We start from the raw sequence: 15,673 nt of genomic DNA, 5'->3' as shown, positions 1-15,673 counted from the left end.
GACAACCCTTACTTAGTTCGAAAGCAAAGGTTCTGGTTTCATAATTAGGTTACTAACGCCTTTTTATGCTTGTGCTTAATTATTCCGTTTAGGATAACAGTGATTATTATAATTACAGCACCAATATAAAATGAAGTACTCATCTGTTCTTTGCCTCCAATGATAAAATACGCTAATACTATACCATAAACGGGCTCTAAATTAGTGGTTAACATAACGGTATAAGGGCTTAATTTCTCCATAACCTTTACAGAAGCAGTAAAAGCATAAGCAGTGCAAACTGAGGCCAAAATTAAAATAAGGATCCAATTATTAGGGGAAAGTGTAAAAAATGCTACCGAAAACTTACCTTCAAACAAATAATATATCGAGATAAAAAATACTCCTGCGAGGAATTCATAAAATGAAATAACTGCAGAATTATGCTTCTCAATCAATTTACCATTCATTAGTGTAAATAAAACTCCCAAAATTATAGAAACCAAAGCATACATCATTCCAGCAAAATAGTTTACCTCAACGTTCATAATCATTGCTAATCCAGCGATAATTATTAGTCCAAAGAATACCTCATACCATAACACTTTTCTACCGTAAAATAAAGGCTCTAAAATGCTAGCAAAAAAAGCACCCAATGAAAAAACCGATAATGTGATCGACACATTAGAGACGTGTATCGCATGGAAAAAAAATATCCAGTGCAACGCTATAAGTAAACCAACAAAGATTAGCTTGAGAAAAGAGCGTAAAGGAATACGGAACGATGTTTTTTTATAAATAAGAAAAAGTGCTAAAAAAACTGCTGCAAAAAACATTCGATACCAAACGATAGCATCAGCAGTGATTGTAATTAAAGCACCTAATATTGCTGTAAAACCCCAAATAAAAACAATTAAATGTAGGTTTAAATAACTCTTGAGATTATCGTTTTGCATTACGTAGTAAAAATATAGCTAATAGACCAAAAACTAAATTAGGAAACCATACTGCTATGAAAGGGGAAAAGGTTGACTTTTCAGCTAATACGCCAAAAATTTTATCAAAAAAGACAAAACCAAACGCTACAGCTATTCCAATCGTTAAGTTCATTCCCATACCTCCTCGACGCTTCATTGCTGAAACAGACACAGCTATGATGGTTAATATAAATGCAGATACTGGAAGACTAAACTTTTTATAAAAGACAACCATGTAAGTATTAATAGTAGAAGAACCTCTCGCCTTTTCCTTATCGATAAAGGCAATTAAATCATTTAAGGTCAATGTTTCAGCTATATAAACAACTGGTGTTAAATCTTCAAGGTCAAAACTAAACTTGGTTTTTTTCTCTGGTTGTTTCTCTATTTTATCGCCTAGCACACCAACAGTTCGTTTAGTATAATCGTACATCGTATAGGTGCTGTCCTCCGGGTTCCATTTAATTCTACTAGCAGTAATTTTTGACACTAATTTCTCTTTTTCAAATTTCTCTAAAGCAAAATTAAATGCCACCTTAGATGCTGTATTAAAGCTGTTAACATACAGGAATTCATTGTCATTAATTTGACGGTATACATCTGTGTTTTTTCCACGCATTAACTCCTTTCCACCTGTCTTTAAGTAGGTGTATCTAAAATTATTGAAACCTTCACTAGATACAGGCACTACGTAAAACCCCATTATTAAAACAAAAATTGAAACAATGGTCGCCCCGATAATATAGGGTCTTAGAAATCGAGTGAACGAAATACCAGAGCTCAAAATAGCGATGATTTCTGTATTGTTAGCTAATTTCGACGTAAACCAGATGATTGATAAAAACAGAAAAATAGGAAATAGACTATTAGCAAAATAGATGGTAAAATGATAATAATAAATAGCAATATCAAGAAAAGGAATTTTATTCTCAATCATGAAATTGATTTTCTCTGAAACATCTATAATAATCCCTATAGGAATAAACATCAACAACATCGCAGCGAATGTTGCCAGGTATCTTTTTAAGATGTATCGATCTATTATTGTTAGCATATAAAAAGTTTAAAAAACTATAGGTCTAAAAGTTCAAAGCTTAAGAATTGAAAAGTAATTCAGTCATACTACAAGTTTTAAAATTTGAACTAAAAAACTTAAAACATAATTCTTTATAATCGCTGACTCATATTTTTAACCATCATTTCTTTCCATGGCTTAAAATCTCCTGCTAAGATATGTTTTCTAGCTTCACGAACCAACCACATATAAAAACCAAGATTGTGTATTGTTGCAATTTGCTTACCTAGATATTCATTCGCTGCAAAAAGGTGACGCAAATATGCTTTAGTATATTCGGTGTCTACAAAAGTGATTCCCATCTCATCAACTGGTGAAAAGTCGGCCTCCCATTTTTTATTTTTGATATTGATTGTTCCGTTAGCTGTAAATAACATTCCATTTCTTGCATTACGAGTTGGCATAACACAATCAAACATATCTACGCCTAAGGCGATGTTTTCTAAAATATTTATAGGTGTTCCCACCCCCATCAAGTATCGTGGCTTGTCTTCAGGTAATATTTCGCATACTATCTCTGTCATTGCATACATTTCCTCGGCAGGCTCTCCTACAGAAAGACCACCAATAGCGTTTCCTACTTGATTGGAATTAGCAATATATTCAGCCGATTGTTGACGCAAGTCTTTGTAACAACTTCCTTGAACAATAGGAAAAAATGCTTGATCATAACCGTATTTTACAGGCACTTTTTCAAGATGGTTCACGCAGCGATCTAACCAGCGATGTGTCATTTTCATAGAACGCTTAGCATAATTATAATCGCATGGATAAGGCGTGCATTCATCAAAAGCCATAATAATATCAGCACCTATTGTACGCTGAATTTCCATTACATTTTCAGGTGTGAAAAAGTGGTAAGATCCATCGATATGCGATTTAAACTTTACACCTTCTTCTTTGATTTTTCTATTTGCCGATAGGGAGTATACTTGATACCCACCTGAATCTGTTAAAATGTTACGATCCCAGTTCATGAATTTATGCAACCCACCTGCTTTTTCAAGAATTTCAGTTTTAGGACGTAAGTATAAATGATAGGTGTTTCCTAAAATAATATCGGGATTTATATCGTTTTTTAATTCTCGTTGATGTACTCCTTTTACGGACGCTACAGTACCAACAGGCATAAAAATCGGAGTTTCAATAACTCCGTGATCTGTTGTAATACTTCCCGCTCTAGCTTTAGATAAAGGGTCTTTTTTTAATAAATCAAACTTCATAGCTTCTTTTTTCAGTGGGCAAAGATAGGATAAATAGCTAATTTGAAAATTAGTTACCAGCAAAAATTAAATAAGTTTTAGGAAATAGCACCAAATGCATTTTATCCCACTTAAGTAAATAGATAAACTCACTTCACAAATTAGTTTCTATATTCAGCTTAGATACGTTTGATACCAAATTAATGAACCGTTCTAATTCGAATTTGATAAATCAAAAACTTCAATAAAACCGGAAATTTAAAAATTCTATTTTAATTTAATTTCACATTTTTGAAACCTTAACTATTTTCCGCTATGTTAGCATAAAACCTATTTTTGTTTTTACATTTACAATACAATAATGATGAGTACGTTTTACTTTTAGATTTTTATAAAAAGATAATTACAGACGAAGCTAATTTTAGACCTGCCTTCATACTCTTTGCATAAAAACTCAAATTTAAAGACTACACTAAACCGTTCGTTCAAAATCCAAATCATATGAAAAAAATTATTTGTGGCTGCTTTATCTTACTGCTTACTTACTCTTGTAAAGAAACAGTCAAAACAACAGAGGATACTACTATGCATACCGACTCCTTAACTAATCAGGTACAAGAAGTTACTTCTTTTACCGGTCAACAGTTAACTGGTGTTACTGTAAGTGGAGCGGGACGAATATTTGTTAACTTTCCCAGATGGAGAAAAGGCGTCGAAAACTCCGTTATGGAAATTGGAAATGAGGATAAAAAAACGCCATATCCAAATAAAGAATGGAATTCGTGGGAAATAGGAAGCCCAGCTGAAAACCAAAAATTCGTCGGCGTGCAATCTGTAGTTGCATTTGAAGACAAACTGTATGTTTTAGACACACGTAGTCCACTATTTGGTGCTGTACTAGATGCGCCTAGGATTTTTGTTTTTAACCTTAACGACAATACGCTAGCAAAGACCTATATTTTAGATGAAGGAAGTTACTACTCAAATTCCTATATTAACGATTTAAGAGTCGATAAGAATAACAACAAAATCTACTGTACTGATTCTGGCAGAGCCGGACTGATAATAATTGACATTAACTCTGGCAAAACAACTAGAGTTTTAGACAATCACATTTCTACAAAAGCAGAACAAGCATTTTTAACATTTGGCGATAAAAAATGGGAAAACACGATTCATTCTGATGGTATTGCTCTTGATTCAAAAAACGGAATACTATACTATCATGCGCTTACAGGTTACAGCCTCTATAGCGTTCCTACAAATATAATTGCCACAGAAAACCAAAAAGATATAGAAGCAGCGGTTAAGCTTGTAGCAAAAACAGCAGCTCCAGATGGAATGATAATTGACGATCAAGGGACTCTTTACTTTGCCGATTTGGAGAATAACAAAATCATGTCTCGAACTATAGACGGAAATATTAAAACTCTCGTGGAAGGCGAAAAAGTTAAGTGGGCTGATACATTTAGTTTTTATAACGGTTATTTGTATTATACAAATTCCCGAATAAATGAAGTTAGTAGCGACATTTCCAAAATGACTTTTACTCTTAATAAAGTTAAAATTTAAAAAAGGAAGCTATTTTAATAACAAAACCGCTGGTAAACTTACTTACCAGCGGTTTCTTATTTTATGAAATTTTAATTATTTAGAACAAACCTAACTTTACTCGTGGCGTGCTTACGCCAACATTAGTGTTGATAGTAGTTCTGCTTGAAGTATTGTGATAACGTGGCTCACGATAACCGTAGTAATAATAACCTGCATTTTGATAATAGTAATCTGAATGATAACAATCACCATTACAACTATGATAATGTGTTGCATAAGCGTCGTTCTTCGCTTCTATATACACTTTGTAAGCTCTTCGATTTTCAGATTTTAAATTCTTTTCATATTCTTTTTGCTCTTTCCAAAAAGCACGTTCTTCTTTTTTGCTTTTCGCTTTAAACTCTTGCTCGTGCTGAGCATCTTCTCTTGCTCTTTGTTGATAATAGGAGCTATTTTGTTTTATTTCAACTTGACTTGTAGAATTCACTTTAGTCGCCTGAGCCTCAATATTGGAATAAAGACTAAGAGCGCTCAATAAAAATAAGGCTTGAATTGTTTTCATGACTTTTCGTTTTTAATGTTTGAAACTTATTAATTTTAAGTATCTCTATTAATAAGACAATCGACAAGCTTTTTACCCTACCCTGCTTTTAAAAAACAAAAAATTATTTTCTCTGAGAATTAATAAAATTAATTACTTCATCAAATCGGTCGCTGAAAGGCCAAAAATACTGAGTCACCATAGGAACATGCTTTTTATTAAGTTGAATTATCTCTACTTTGGGCTGAAACGGTTTTAAGGCTTTTAAAAATCGGTCATTGGCAACTGTAATTGACGGATAAGTTTTATCTCCAACATAAATTAAAAAAGGAGGCGTGTTTTTATTTAAAAAATAAATTGGAGATGCGTCCTTCCAATTCTCAGGACTATTTGTCCAAGTAGCTAAGTAATCGTCTTTTGTAGTAGGCGGATATTGCTCTAGGTAATTTTTCATATCCAATCCAGCAGCATCATTCAATATAATTCCTGCAATACTTTTTTCATCTACTCCATATTTAGGATTCATCACTGCTAAAGCTGCAAGGTGCCCTCCTGCTGAATGTCCCGTAAGGTAGATTTGGTTTACATCGCCGTTGTACTTCTTAAAATTGGACTGCACCCATTTTATTGCAGCAGCTATTTCTTGAGTCATTTCGTCATAATTTGCGTTGGGACTTACTGTATAATCAGGAATTACGGTAATCAAACCTTTCTTAGCAAAGTTACGACCTAGTAAATTGTACGTATCTTTATTACCGCTATTCCAATTTCCTCCGTGTACGAAAATCAAAATAGGAGTTTTAGCTTTTAGCTTTTTTGGAACAAATATATTTAGTTTAGGTAAATTATTTTCTTTTACAATTGAAGTAGATAAGTAACTCACATTGTTTATTTTCTTACTACTACAACTTAAGAAACTAAAGATCAAAAGAACGAACATTAAAGCAGAAAAATTGCGCATAGATTTTTTATCAAAGATAAGATTTTAATAGCTTTTTGACTTTGAAACAAATAAAAAATACAACTTTATCACCAATAGATAGCAACAATCAAAATTATATAAAAAAGGGCTTTGGATAATGCTTAGCTTTGTATGTTAGGTAATCTATTTTAAAATAATAATGAACTACACACTTCTAATTGTTCCTGGACTAGGCGATTCATCTATTGGACATTGGCAAAACCATTGGTTAGAACACTTTAGTAATGCGCAAAAAGTGACGCAAAAAGACTGGAATCAACCCATGCTAGCCGATTGGCTTTTAAATTTAGATAGCACAATACAACAAATTGATGGCCCAATTATTTTGGTCGCTCATAGTTTAGCCACAGTTTTAGTCGCCCATTGGTCTCAAACACATTACACTAATAGCGTCGTTGGCGCATTACTCGTTGCTCCTGCAGACGTAGACTCGCATACGCATACACCCGTTGAGACATGGAATTTCGCTCCTATCCCAGTAACTAAACTTAATTTTCCATCGGTGGTTGTAACTAGTGCTGATGATCCTTATATTGATTTAAGCAGAGCACAATTTCTTGCCGAAAAATGGAATAGCAAGTTTCACAACGTAGGCAACAAAGGACATCTGAATGCTGCTTCTCAATTAGAACTATGGCAAGAAGGGCAAACACTTTTAAATGAATTATTGCAAGAAATAAAAGCGAACAAGTACTAGCTTTCTTTTTTGCGTTTAAATAAAACAAAAACTTATACAGTATAACATCCAGTATTATGAGTAAAACAAAAAATTGGCATCAAAAACATTTTGAAACATTAGAATTTGGAAGCAGACTTGCTGATGCTGTAGCAAAAGGAATGGGTTCGTGGCGCTTTATAATAATCCAAACTGTACTAGTAGCATTTTGGATGATCCTGAACCTTATAGCCTATGTGAAGCATTGGGATGTTTATCCATTTATTTTACTTAATTTACTTTTTTCTACACAAGCAGCCTATGCTGCTCCTATAATCATGATGTCTCAAAACCGCCAAAATGAAAGAGATCGCGCTCAAGCACAAGCTGATTATCAAACAAACATTGATGCAAAACTCGAGATCGAAGCGCTAACCTCTAAATTAAATTCTATAGAAGCGGACAAACTTGATAAAATTATACGAATGCTAGAGCAAATGGAGAAGAAATCCATAAATGATTGATCTAGTTTTAAAAATAAAATAAATTACTAGAATCACACTGAGGAGAATCTAAACAATCATTATTAATTTTTACATAGTACAAAAAAGCCTTGTGTAACAATAGTTACTGTTAGTAGTTGATTATTGTATTAAATTTGTACTTGTTATAAGTAGAATCAAAAAAGATTAGTAGTAAATAACTTTATTTAATGTAATAATGGATATAGAAAAAATAATAAAAGAAAATCAAGGAACTATTGTAGATGTTCGTTCTCATGGAGAATTTATGGGAGGAAATGTAGTAGGTTCTATTAACATTGCGCTGAATGAAATTCCAGAAAGGATCGAGGAAATAAAAAATCTAAAAGCGCCCTTAATTCTATGCTGTGCTTCGGGAAATCGCAGCGGACAAGCTCAACATTTTCTTTCACAGCAAGGAATAGAATGCTACAACGGTGGATCATGGCTTGACGTAAATTATCTTAAATCAAAATAAAAAGAAAACAATGATCAACATACTTAAAAAGTTATTCGGATTCGGACCTACTGTAAATTATGCCGAATTAATAAAACAAGGTGCCATTATAGTTGATGTTCGTAGTCCTGCAGAATATAAGCAAGGTCATGTAAAAAAATCTATGAACATCCCTTTGAACGAGCTCTCAAGCCACATATCAAAGTTAAAGAAAGACACTGTAATCATTACATGTTGCGCGTCAGGAATGAGGAGCGCCTCGGCAAAAAGCATCTTAAAATCGAATGGCTTTACTACCGTATATAATGGTGGTGGATGGAGTAGTTTACAAAACAAATTGTAAAAAGGTAAATTCTAAAAAATAGGAAAGCCCAACATATAGTTGGGCTTTCTTTTTTCAATGAGATTCATTTTTTTATGCTACTTGTGCATTGCATCACTAATACTAGTAGGGCAAAAATTGATCGCATTTATAAAATCCTTTTTGTGTTGTTTAACTATTCATTTTTGGATAGTCGTTATATCCTTTCTCAGTAAAAGTGTAAAAAGTAGTGGGATCTGGCGCATTCAAAGGAGCCTCTTTTTCAAAACGAGCTACTAAATCTGGATTAGCAATAAATGGAACTCCATAAGCAACCATATCAGCATAACCATCTTCGATCACTTTGTTCCCAGATTCCTTTGTGAAACTTTTATTAATCATTAAAAGCCCATTATATAAAGGTCTAAAGTGCTTTGCGATTTCAGCTACAGCATAAGGTACCTCCGTAACATCAGTAAAAGGCTCAGTTAAATGCAAATAAGCTAAACCATAGTCATTTAATTTGTTTACAATGTACTCGTGCGTATCTATAGTTTCTTTATCCACTGTCATCCCTTGTATTCCATGCATAGATGGATTTAAACGTACTCCCACTTTTGAGTAATCAATAACATCTTTTAAAGCATCCAGAGTCTCAAATAAAATACGCGCTTTGTTCTCGATACTACCACCATATGCATCCGTACGGGTATTTGACGACGCATTAAAAAACTGATGAAACAAATAACCATTGGCAGCATGTAACTCTACACCATCAAAACCAGCCGCTACAGCATTTATAGTACTATTTTTAAAATCTAAAATAGTCTCTTTAATTTCAGCAATTGTCATTTCTTTAGGAGTAACCGTGTCAATAAATCCAGTTGCCACATATGCTTTAGCCTCAGGATTAATTGCTGATGGTGCATGAGGTAATTCTCCATCATGCAAATCAGGATGTGACAATCGACCAGTATGCCATAATTGAACAAATATCTTTCCTCCTTTATCATGAACTGCCTGAGTTACTTGCTTCCAACTTTCGGATTGCTCCTTGCTGTAAATCCCAGGCACATTGATAAACCCAACTGCTTTTTTACTAACGACTGTTCCCTCTGTAATTAATAGACCTGCATCAGCTCGGTCTGCATAATAAATAGCCATTTGTTCTGTTGCTAAATTCCCTTCATTACCTGCTCGGCTTCTTGTCATTGGTGCCATTGCCATGCGGTTGTTATAGGTGGTATTCTTATATGTATAGGGTTGTAATAAAGTGATCTTGCTCATACTTTTTTATTTAAAAATTCTATTAATTTATTTGTGAAACATAAGTGACAAAACCAATTCCTTCAAAAATACTTGAAACTGTATCTAAGGCGTAGCCATCGTGTCCTTCTAGTAAAAACTCTTTGTCGGCAGTTTCATCAGAGTTCAAATTGATAACTTCTACTATTTTAGAATGTGGAAAAATTAGATCAAAACTTACTTGGTAGTTTATTGATCTTGTAAACTCATCATCGTTTTCCATAATGATAATTGTTTTAGCAGTAGCTACGTTTTTTATTTTTTGAACTACCTCAACATCATTGATACACAAACCGGATAGAATAATAATATCAGCTTCCCAGCTAGCATTAATTGCACACGGCATTTGCTCAATAGCAGCATACCGATTTTGAACAAGAAGACTCTGATAAATTTCAGCAAGTGCTTTTTCGTTACTATCAAATAATAACAGTTGGTAGCGAGTGGCTAACTCATTAAGTACAGCAAAATTTCTTTTATCTGAAGCCCCTATTACAGCAATTGTTTTTACGTTTTGCATTTCTTTGATTTTGATATTGCAAAGCTAAAACAAGGAAGCAACTCATCTCCTTGAGGTGGAATAAGAAATGACATTGATCTAGATCAAGATAATAAAAGGCTAATTATTTTCGAAGGTTGATTTGTTTTCGAATTCGACTCAGTGTTTCTGGGGTTAAACCAAGATATGAAGCAATAATATGCTGGGGAACACGCGCAATAATGTCAGGATACGAAATCATTAACTTCGTATATTTTTCTTCAGCAGAAGCATTCAAAGCGGAATTAACTCGACCTTGTAAGGCAATAAATGCATTTTGCAAAAGCAGTCTTTGGTACCTTTCAAAAACGGGTACCTGGTCCATCAATTCCTCTCGAGCTGCATAAGTGAGCAACAACAACTCTGAATCCTCAATAGCTTCAATTGTATAAGTAGATGTACTTCCTAACAAAAAGCTAGAGAGATCACTAATCCACCAGCCTTCAAATGCAAATTGCATGGTATGTTCATTCCCTTTATCATCAGTAGAATAGGATCTTAAAACTCCTTTTTCGATAAAAGCATTGTACGAACATACATCGCCTTCCAATAGTAAGGTTTGTTTTTTACGTAACTTTTTAGGAATAAAAAAGGTTTTACAAAGTTCAAATTCCTCGATGGACAAAGTAACTTTTTCTCCAATACTTTTAGCTAATTGTTCATACATAATTGCAAGGTAATAATTAGAACTATAATTAAAAATTTTAGGTTTATAAAAGTACACTACTTTTCTATTTGACACCCAAATTATGCGCTGTCTTCAATAGTATTTACGCTCTCAATGTTGAAGAACTAAATTGAAATTCATTTGTCTTACGGCAAAATAAAAATTACATTTGCAATAGTTTAACTTTTACATATAAAATGAAGCCTAACACACAACAATTAAACGATTTAACTATCCAAGTAAGAAGAGACATTCTTCGAATGGTACACGCTGTAAACTCAGGACATCCTGGAGGTTCACTAGGCTGTACTGAATTTCTAGTAGCTTTATACCAAAACTTGATGGAGCGCAAAGAAGGTTTTGAAATGGACGGAATTGGCGAAGACTTGTTCTTCCTTTCAAACGGACATATCTCTCCAGTATTCTACAGCGTTTTAGCTAGAAGTGGCTATTTTCCAGTTTCTGAATTAGCTACATTTCGTTTAATCAACACGAGATTACAAGGTCACCCAACTACTCATGATAATTTACCAGGGGTTAGAATCGCATCTGGCTCACTTGGACAAGGTTTATCTGTAGCTATTGGAGCTGCTCAAGCAAAAAAATTAAACAACGACAATCATTTAGTTTACACACTTCACGGTGATGGTGAATTGCAAGAAGGGCAAAACTGGGAGGCAATCATGTATGCATCTGCTAAAAAAGTAGACAACCTTATTGCTACTGTAGATTTAAACGGAAAACAAATTGATGGAACTACTGATGAAGTTCTGGCAATGGGAAGCATCCGTGCTAAGTTTGAAGCTTTTGACTGGGATGTTATTGACATTAAAGAAGGAAACAATCTAGAAGCTATTTTAGCCGGTATGAATGATGCAAAATCTAGAACTGGAAAAGGAAAACCAGTTTGTGTATTATTACATACTGAAATGGGTAACGGAGTTGACTTCATGATGCACACACATGCATGGCATGGTAAAGCACCTAACGATGCACAACTAGAAAATGCATTAGCTCAAAATCAATCAACTTTAAGCGATTACTAATAATTTTAAATTTTGAATTGTAAATTTTGAAACAACATTCAAAATCTTTCAATTATTAAATTTTTAAATCTTTGAATTTAAAAGAATGAAAAAATATACAAATACAGGAAGTAAAGATACTCGTTCAGGTTTTGGAGCGGGAATGACTGAATTAGGTCAAAAGAATGAAAATGTTGTTGCCCTTTGTGCTGATTTAATTGGATCATTAAAATTTGATGATTTCAAAAAAAATCATCCAGAGCGTTTTTTCCAAATCGGAATTGCTGAAGCAAACATGATTGGAATCGCAGCAGGATTAACTATTGGTGGTAAAATTCCTTTTACAGGAACTTTTGCTAACTTCTCTACAGGAAGAGTGTATGACCAAATACGTCAATCAGTAGCTTACTCTGATAAAAATGTAAAAATCTGTGCATCACACGCAGGATTAACATTAGGAGAAGATGGAGCAACACACCAAATCCTAGAAGACATAGGATTGATGAAAATGTTACCAGGAATGACTGTAATAAATACTTGTGACTACAACCAAACAAAAGCAGCTACACTAGCACTTGCTGATCATCATGGTCCAGCTTACTTGCGTTTTGGACGTCCAGTTGTACCTAACTTTATGCCTGCAGATGAGCCTTTCGTAATAGGTAAAGCAATCCTATTAAGCGAAGGTACTGATGTAACTATTGTGGCTACAGGACACTTAGTTTGGGAGGCACTTATTGCTGCCGAAGCATTAGAAGCAAAAGGAATCTCTGCAGAAGTAATCAATATCCACACTATTAAACCATTAGACGAAGAAGCAATTCTAAAATCATTGGCTAAAACAAAATGTATAGTTACAGCTGAGGAGCACAACATCCTTGGAGGTCTTGGCGAAAGCATCTCTAGAGTATTAGCCTTAAACCAACCAGCTCCACAAGAGTTTGTTGCGGTTAATGATAGTTTTGGAGAATCTGGAACACCAGACCAATTAATGGAAAAATACAAACTGAACAATCAAGCCATTGTTGAAGCAGTAGAAAGAGTTATTAAGAGAAAATAATTCTTTTGCTCAAATAAAAATAAAGCCATTAACACCTATTGTTGTTAATGGCTTTATTTATTACTGAAACTCCTAAAAGTAGATGTCATTTGTTAACTTAAATATTTTCAAGCATAAAAAAACTCATCTTAAATCAGTCGATTCGAGATGAGTTTTTCTTAATAATATTTTATTGTTTAGTTACACTTGACTAAATGTCTTTTTATTCTTGAAGGGTCGGTCGTATTACCACTACAACTAGGAATATTATTAAAAGGAATTATCGATCCATTAGTAGCTGTAATTTCTTTTAATGTACTTACTCCATCTGCATCGTCATCAACATCTAAGAAGTTAGGAATTCCATCTTTATCAGTATCATCAGCATAACGAATAATATCAGCAGGAGTTGTCGGATAGGCAGTTGTATTAAAATAACCATACATATATCCATCTCCATCTAAATCCTCTAGGTAAGAAGGTATCCCATCACCATCTTGATCTAATCTTTGTACTGCATACAATTTAAATTTAAAAATCAAAGGAACATAACTAGGAATAGAGTTAGAACCCGAAGCATAGTATGCCAATCCCGAAGGAATAAACATGACACCCGCTCCAAAATTATTATAGGTCACCGTTCCGTCAGCATTAGAAATAGGACTATCTCCAGTTTTGAATTGCGGAAAAATTTCTCCCCAACCTGGAATCGTATTGAACAAACTTAGAAATTGCTGTGGATACAAAACGTCTTCAAAAGAAGTCGCTGTTAATGTAGTCACATCTGAAACTGTACTATTTTGCAAATAAGTACCTTTATAAGAAGCTAAAACACCATCAACATTACATGGTGATTCTCCGCTACCAGGTCTTAGCACCAAGTAATACATTTTATAGGTAATACCATTATAAGCCACATCTCTTTTTAACAATTTAGGAAAAGTACTTTTATTCAAATACGACATAATCGATGGCTGCATTCCATTTGCTGGTATCTTTGTAAACTCAACATCCTGATCATCCGGTTGACCTGAATTATTAGTTACAGTCATATAATAAGAATTCAAATATTCTTCAACAACAATATTGTCAGCTGTAAATTGCTCTTGATAATCTCTAAGGGGCTGCACTGTAATACTATCGTCCTTAGAACACGAAAATAAAGAGAGGGTTGTAATTAATAAAATAAAATAATACCTAAATTTGTTCATTATTGCTGATTTTTAAGTGCGCAAGATACAATATTGGTTTATTTTTGTAAACAATTTAACTCTGATTTTAGAAATTTTATGAGAATAGATAAATATTTATGGTGCGTTAGATATTATAAGACCAGAAACATGGTTACTGAAGCCTGTAAAAAAAATCATGTTACGGTAAACGGAAATGTGGCAAAGCCTTCTAAGGAGGTATTCCCAACGGATAAAATCACTTTTAGAAAGGATCAGATAACGCAAATAATCACCGTCCTTGACATCCCTGATAATAGAGTTAGTGCAAAACTTGTAGACATATACAGGCGTAATGACACTCCTGCTGAAGTCTATCAACATTTAGAATTATTAAAGCTATCAAAAGAGCACTATCGTAAAAATGGTACGGGCAGACCAACTAAAAAAGACAGAAGAGATATCGACGAATTCGGAAACGAAATTACAACTGAAGAAGACGATTTTTGATTACCATTATAATACAACCTTGAAACTAAGAAACTCATGAGCAAAAACATCATACTAAGCAATCAAGAAATACAGCACAAAACAAAAAGAATTGCTTATCAAATTTACGAAACGTTCATTGATGAGCAAGAAATTGTTTTGGCTGGCATAGCTTCTAATGGTTTTATCTTTGCCCAAAAAATAGCTTCAGAATTGGAATCGATATCATCCTTGAAGATCTTACTGTGTGAAGTAAAAGTAGACAAACAAAATCCGGAGCAACCTATTACCACCTCTTTAACATGTGAACAATACAAAGACAAAGGATTAATTCTAATAGATGACGTTTTAAACTCAGGAACGACTTTAATATATGCTGTGCGTCATTTCTTAGACGTTCCATTAAAAAAATTCAAGACTGCGGTCCTTGTAGATAGAAATCATAAAAAGTATCCTGTAAAGGCCGATTTTAAAGGAATATCCTTATCGACCTCTCTATTAGAACACGTTCAAGTAGTATTTGAGGACAATAACACAAGTCATGCATACTTAAGCTAGTAGTGTACTAATATCTCTCACAGTTTCATCCACAGTCTTGTTATCTACAGTCACGATAAATTTTGCCTGATTGTAGTAAAAACTGCGCTCAAAAACGTGCATTGCGATAAACTCTTCCATTTGCTCATTCGTTTTATTTGCGATAAGCGGTCTTTTACTCTTATTAAGAGATAATCTTTTAAATAAGGTAGCAACCGAAGCTTTCAAGTAAACAGACAGCACACCCTCCTGCTTTAGTAACTCATGATTATTAGCATAACAAGGAGTTCCTCCACCTAAACCAATAATAATTGAGTCCGGAGACGATAATAATGCAACAAATGATTCATGCTCTACTTTTCTAAAATAGATCTCGCCTCGTTGTTCAAAAATAGCACTAACTGATAAATTTAATTTTTCTTCGATATATTGATCGAGATCTACGAAGGGAATATTGATAAGTTGAGACAATTTTTTAGCGATTGTCGACTTACCGCATCCCATATAGCCTAATAATACAATTTTTGTCATTGAATAAAACCTTATAAATTAATACGTTAAGATATATTGATAAAAAAAGACAAATTTATAATAAAAATGCTTGGAAAAATTAAAAATAAGTTCTTATATTTGCACCCGCATTCAAGGAAAGAATATGCT

Annotated in this window: 19 protein-coding genes; 9 read left to right on the top strand and 10 right to left on the bottom strand. The window is 33.7% G+C overall.

What is annotated here, in order from left to right; translation table 11 throughout:
* Positions 1-44: 44 nt before the first annotated feature.
* The 3 genes from H8R22_RS06275 to tgt all read right to left on the bottom strand — a co-directional run bounded on the left by H8R22_RS06275 (position 45) and on the right by tgt (position 3,254).
* A complete protein-coding gene (locus tag H8R22_RS06275; protein ID WP_187008421.1) occupies positions 45-935 on the bottom strand; it encodes a DMT family transporter in 891 nt (296 codons plus the stop codon).
* Positions 922-2,010 carry an LptF/LptG family permease gene (locus H8R22_RS06270; protein WP_187008422.1) on the bottom strand — a complete coding sequence of 363 codons (1,089 nt, stop codon included), beginning with the start codon at positions 2,008-2,010 and terminating at the stop codon, positions 922-924. Before H8R22_RS06270 ends, H8R22_RS06275 begins: the two co-directional genes overlap by 14 nt.
* A gap of 113 nt (positions 2,011-2,123) precedes the next feature.
* On the bottom strand, positions 2,124-3,254 hold the full coding sequence (gene tgt, locus H8R22_RS06265; RefSeq protein ID WP_187008423.1) for a tRNA guanosine(34) transglycosylase Tgt: 1,131 nt from the start codon (positions 3,252-3,254) through the stop codon (positions 2,124-2,126).
* A gap of 480 nt (positions 3,255-3,734) precedes the next feature.
* On the opposite strand from tgt, the gene H8R22_RS06260 reads away from it, so the two are divergent.
* The gene (locus tag H8R22_RS06260) at positions 3,735-4,805 is read left to right on the top strand and encodes an L-dopachrome tautomerase-related protein (protein ID WP_187008424.1); all 1,071 of its coding nucleotides are present in this window, start codon (positions 3,735-3,737) and stop codon (positions 4,803-4,805) included.
* Positions 4,806-4,884: 79 nt separating this feature from the next.
* On the opposite strand, the gene H8R22_RS06255 is transcribed toward H8R22_RS06260, so the two are convergent.
* Together H8R22_RS06255 and H8R22_RS06250 are read right to left on the bottom strand one after the other, a co-directional pair.
* Entirely contained in the window at positions 4,885-5,349 is a 465-nt protein-coding gene (locus tag H8R22_RS06255) for a hypothetical protein (protein WP_187008425.1), read from the bottom strand.
* Positions 5,350-5,452: 103 nt separating this feature from the next.
* Positions 5,453-6,289: an alpha/beta hydrolase gene (locus H8R22_RS06250; RefSeq protein ID WP_187008426.1), complete on the bottom strand. Its 837-nt coding sequence runs from the start codon at positions 6,287-6,289 to the stop codon at positions 5,453-5,455.
* A gap of 160 nt (positions 6,290-6,449) precedes the next feature.
* Between H8R22_RS06250 and H8R22_RS06245 the strand changes: the two genes are divergently transcribed.
* The 4 genes from H8R22_RS06245 to H8R22_RS06230 all read left to right on the top strand — a co-directional run bounded on the left by H8R22_RS06245 (position 6,450) and on the right by H8R22_RS06230 (position 8,286).
* Positions 6,450-7,007 (top strand): RBBP9/YdeN family alpha/beta hydrolase, encoded by a 558-nt coding sequence (locus H8R22_RS06245; protein ID WP_187008427.1) that lies wholly within the window; start codon positions 6,450-6,452, stop codon positions 7,005-7,007.
* A 56-nt stretch (positions 7,008-7,063) separates the two neighbouring features.
* Positions 7,064-7,489 carry a DUF1003 domain-containing protein gene (locus H8R22_RS06240; RefSeq protein ID WP_187008428.1) on the top strand — a complete coding sequence of 142 codons (426 nt, stop codon included), beginning with the start codon at positions 7,064-7,066 and terminating at the stop codon, positions 7,487-7,489.
* 196 nt (positions 7,490-7,685) lie between these two features.
* A complete protein-coding gene (locus tag H8R22_RS06235) occupies positions 7,686-7,964 on the top strand; it encodes a rhodanese-like domain-containing protein (RefSeq protein ID WP_187008429.1) in 279 nt (92 codons plus the stop codon).
* A 10-nt stretch (positions 7,965-7,974) separates the two neighbouring features.
* Positions 7,975-8,286 carry a rhodanese-like domain-containing protein gene (locus H8R22_RS06230; protein ID WP_187008430.1) on the top strand — a complete coding sequence of 104 codons (312 nt, stop codon included), beginning with the start codon at positions 7,975-7,977 and terminating at the stop codon, positions 8,284-8,286.
* Between the two features lie 150 nt (positions 8,287-8,436).
* Here H8R22_RS06230 and H8R22_RS06225 read toward each other — a convergent pair whose 3' ends face one another.
* The 3 genes from H8R22_RS06225 to H8R22_RS06215 all read right to left on the bottom strand — a co-directional run bounded on the left by H8R22_RS06225 (position 8,437) and on the right by H8R22_RS06215 (position 10,754).
* A complete protein-coding gene (locus H8R22_RS06225; protein ID WP_187008431.1) occupies positions 8,437-9,531 on the bottom strand; it encodes an alkene reductase in 1,095 nt (364 codons plus the stop codon).
* 22 nt (positions 9,532-9,553) lie between these two features.
* Positions 9,554-10,069 (bottom strand): hypothetical protein, encoded by a 516-nt coding sequence (locus H8R22_RS06220; RefSeq protein WP_187008432.1) that lies wholly within the window; start codon positions 10,067-10,069, stop codon positions 9,554-9,556.
* Between the two features lie 103 nt (positions 10,070-10,172).
* The gene (locus tag H8R22_RS06215; RefSeq protein WP_187008433.1) at positions 10,173-10,754 is read right to left on the bottom strand and encodes a Crp/Fnr family transcriptional regulator; all 582 of its coding nucleotides are present in this window, start codon (positions 10,752-10,754) and stop codon (positions 10,173-10,175) included.
* Positions 10,755-10,951: 197 nt separating this feature from the next.
* Between H8R22_RS06215 and H8R22_RS06210 the strand changes: the two genes are divergently transcribed.
* Both H8R22_RS06210 and H8R22_RS06205 read left to right on the top strand, forming a co-directional pair.
* Positions 10,952-11,800 carry a transketolase gene (locus H8R22_RS06210; protein ID WP_187008434.1) on the top strand — a complete coding sequence of 283 codons (849 nt, stop codon included), beginning with the start codon at positions 10,952-10,954 and terminating at the stop codon, positions 11,798-11,800.
* Between the two features lie 85 nt (positions 11,801-11,885).
* Positions 11,886-12,839: a transketolase family protein gene (locus H8R22_RS06205; RefSeq protein WP_187008435.1), complete on the top strand. Its 954-nt coding sequence runs from the start codon at positions 11,886-11,888 to the stop codon at positions 12,837-12,839.
* Between the two features lie 176 nt (positions 12,840-13,015).
* Here H8R22_RS06205 and H8R22_RS06200 read toward each other — a convergent pair whose 3' ends face one another.
* Positions 13,016-14,029, bottom strand: coding sequence for an FKBP-type peptidyl-prolyl cis-trans isomerase (locus H8R22_RS06200; protein ID WP_187008436.1), 1,014 nt, complete (start codon positions 14,027-14,029; stop codon positions 13,016-13,018).
* Positions 14,030-14,107: 78 nt separating this feature from the next.
* Between H8R22_RS06200 and H8R22_RS06195 the strand changes: the two genes are divergently transcribed.
* Together H8R22_RS06195 and H8R22_RS06190 are read left to right on the top strand one after the other, a co-directional pair.
* Positions 14,108-14,497 (top strand): RNA-binding S4 domain-containing protein, encoded by a 390-nt coding sequence (locus tag H8R22_RS06195; protein ID WP_187008437.1) that lies wholly within the window; start codon positions 14,108-14,110, stop codon positions 14,495-14,497.
* Between the two features lie 36 nt (positions 14,498-14,533).
* Entirely contained in the window at positions 14,534-15,034 is a 501-nt protein-coding gene (locus H8R22_RS06190; RefSeq protein ID WP_187008438.1) for a phosphoribosyltransferase domain-containing protein, read from the top strand.
* Here H8R22_RS06190 and H8R22_RS06185 read toward each other — a convergent pair.
* Positions 15,026-15,544, bottom strand: coding sequence for a shikimate kinase (locus H8R22_RS06185; RefSeq protein ID WP_187008439.1), 519 nt, complete (start codon positions 15,542-15,544; stop codon positions 15,026-15,028). The genes H8R22_RS06190 and H8R22_RS06185 overlap by 9 nt on opposite strands.
* Positions 15,545-15,673: the final 129 nt, after the last annotated feature.

It is taken from the genome of Flavobacterium kayseriense (assembly GCF_014305095.1).
Classification (GTDB): Bacteria; Bacteroidota; Bacteroidia; order Flavobacteriales; family Flavobacteriaceae; genus Flavobacterium; species Flavobacterium kayseriense.
This window is presented reverse-complemented; position numbering and strand designations above follow the sequence as displayed.

Bases quoted from the DNA above. Each gene is read 5' to 3' on its own strand.
- H8R22_RS06195 (WP_187008437.1), top strand. From the start codon at position 14,108: ATGAGAATAGATAAATATTTATGGTGCGTTAGATATTATAAGACCAGA.
- H8R22_RS06275 (WP_187008421.1), bottom strand. From the start codon at position 935: ATGCAAAACGATAATCTCAAGAGTTATTTAAACCTACATTTAATTGTT.
- H8R22_RS06255 (WP_187008425.1), bottom strand. From the start codon at position 5,349: ATGAAAACAATTCAAGCCTTATTTTTATTGAGCGCTCTTAGTCTTTAT.
- H8R22_RS06230 (WP_187008430.1), top strand. From the start codon at position 7,975: ATGATCAACATACTTAAAAAGTTATTCGGATTCGGACCTACTGTAAAT.
- tgt (WP_187008423.1), bottom strand. From the start codon at position 3,254: ATGAAGTTTGATTTATTAAAAAAAGACCCTTTATCTAAAGCTAGAGCG.
- H8R22_RS06210 (WP_187008434.1), top strand. From the start codon at position 10,952: ATGAAGCCTAACACACAACAATTAAACGATTTAACTATCCAAGTAAGA.
- H8R22_RS06215 (WP_187008433.1), bottom strand. From the start codon at position 10,754: ATGTATGAACAATTAGCTAAAAGTATTGGAGAAAAAGTTACTTTGTCC.
- H8R22_RS06200 (WP_187008436.1), bottom strand. From the start codon at position 14,029: ATGAACAAATTTAGGTATTATTTTATTTTATTAATTACAACCCTCTCT.
- H8R22_RS06185 (WP_187008439.1), bottom strand. From the start codon at position 15,544: ATGACAAAAATTGTATTATTAGGCTATATGGGATGCGGTAAGTCGACA.
- H8R22_RS06235 (WP_187008429.1), top strand. From the start codon at position 7,686: ATGGATATAGAAAAAATAATAAAAGAAAATCAAGGAACTATTGTAGAT.
- H8R22_RS06205 (WP_187008435.1), top strand. From the start codon at position 11,886: ATGAAAAAATATACAAATACAGGAAGTAAAGATACTCGTTCAGGTTTT.
- H8R22_RS06225 (WP_187008431.1), bottom strand. From the start codon at position 9,531: ATGAGCAAGATCACTTTATTACAACCCTATACATATAAGAATACCACC.
- H8R22_RS06240 (WP_187008428.1), top strand. From the start codon at position 7,064: ATGAGTAAAACAAAAAATTGGCATCAAAAACATTTTGAAACATTAGAA.
- H8R22_RS06250 (WP_187008426.1), bottom strand. From the start codon at position 6,289: ATGCGCAATTTTTCTGCTTTAATGTTCGTTCTTTTGATCTTTAGTTTC.
- H8R22_RS06245 (WP_187008427.1), top strand. From the start codon at position 6,450: ATGAACTACACACTTCTAATTGTTCCTGGACTAGGCGATTCATCTATT.
- H8R22_RS06270 (WP_187008422.1), bottom strand. From the start codon at position 2,010: ATGCTAACAATAATAGATCGATACATCTTAAAAAGATACCTGGCAACA.
- H8R22_RS06220 (WP_187008432.1), bottom strand. From the start codon at position 10,069: ATGCAAAACGTAAAAACAATTGCTGTAATAGGGGCTTCAGATAAAAGA.
- H8R22_RS06260 (WP_187008424.1), top strand. From the start codon at position 3,735: ATGAAAAAAATTATTTGTGGCTGCTTTATCTTACTGCTTACTTACTCT.
- H8R22_RS06190 (WP_187008438.1), top strand. From the start codon at position 14,534: ATGAGCAAAAACATCATACTAAGCAATCAAGAAATACAGCACAAAACA.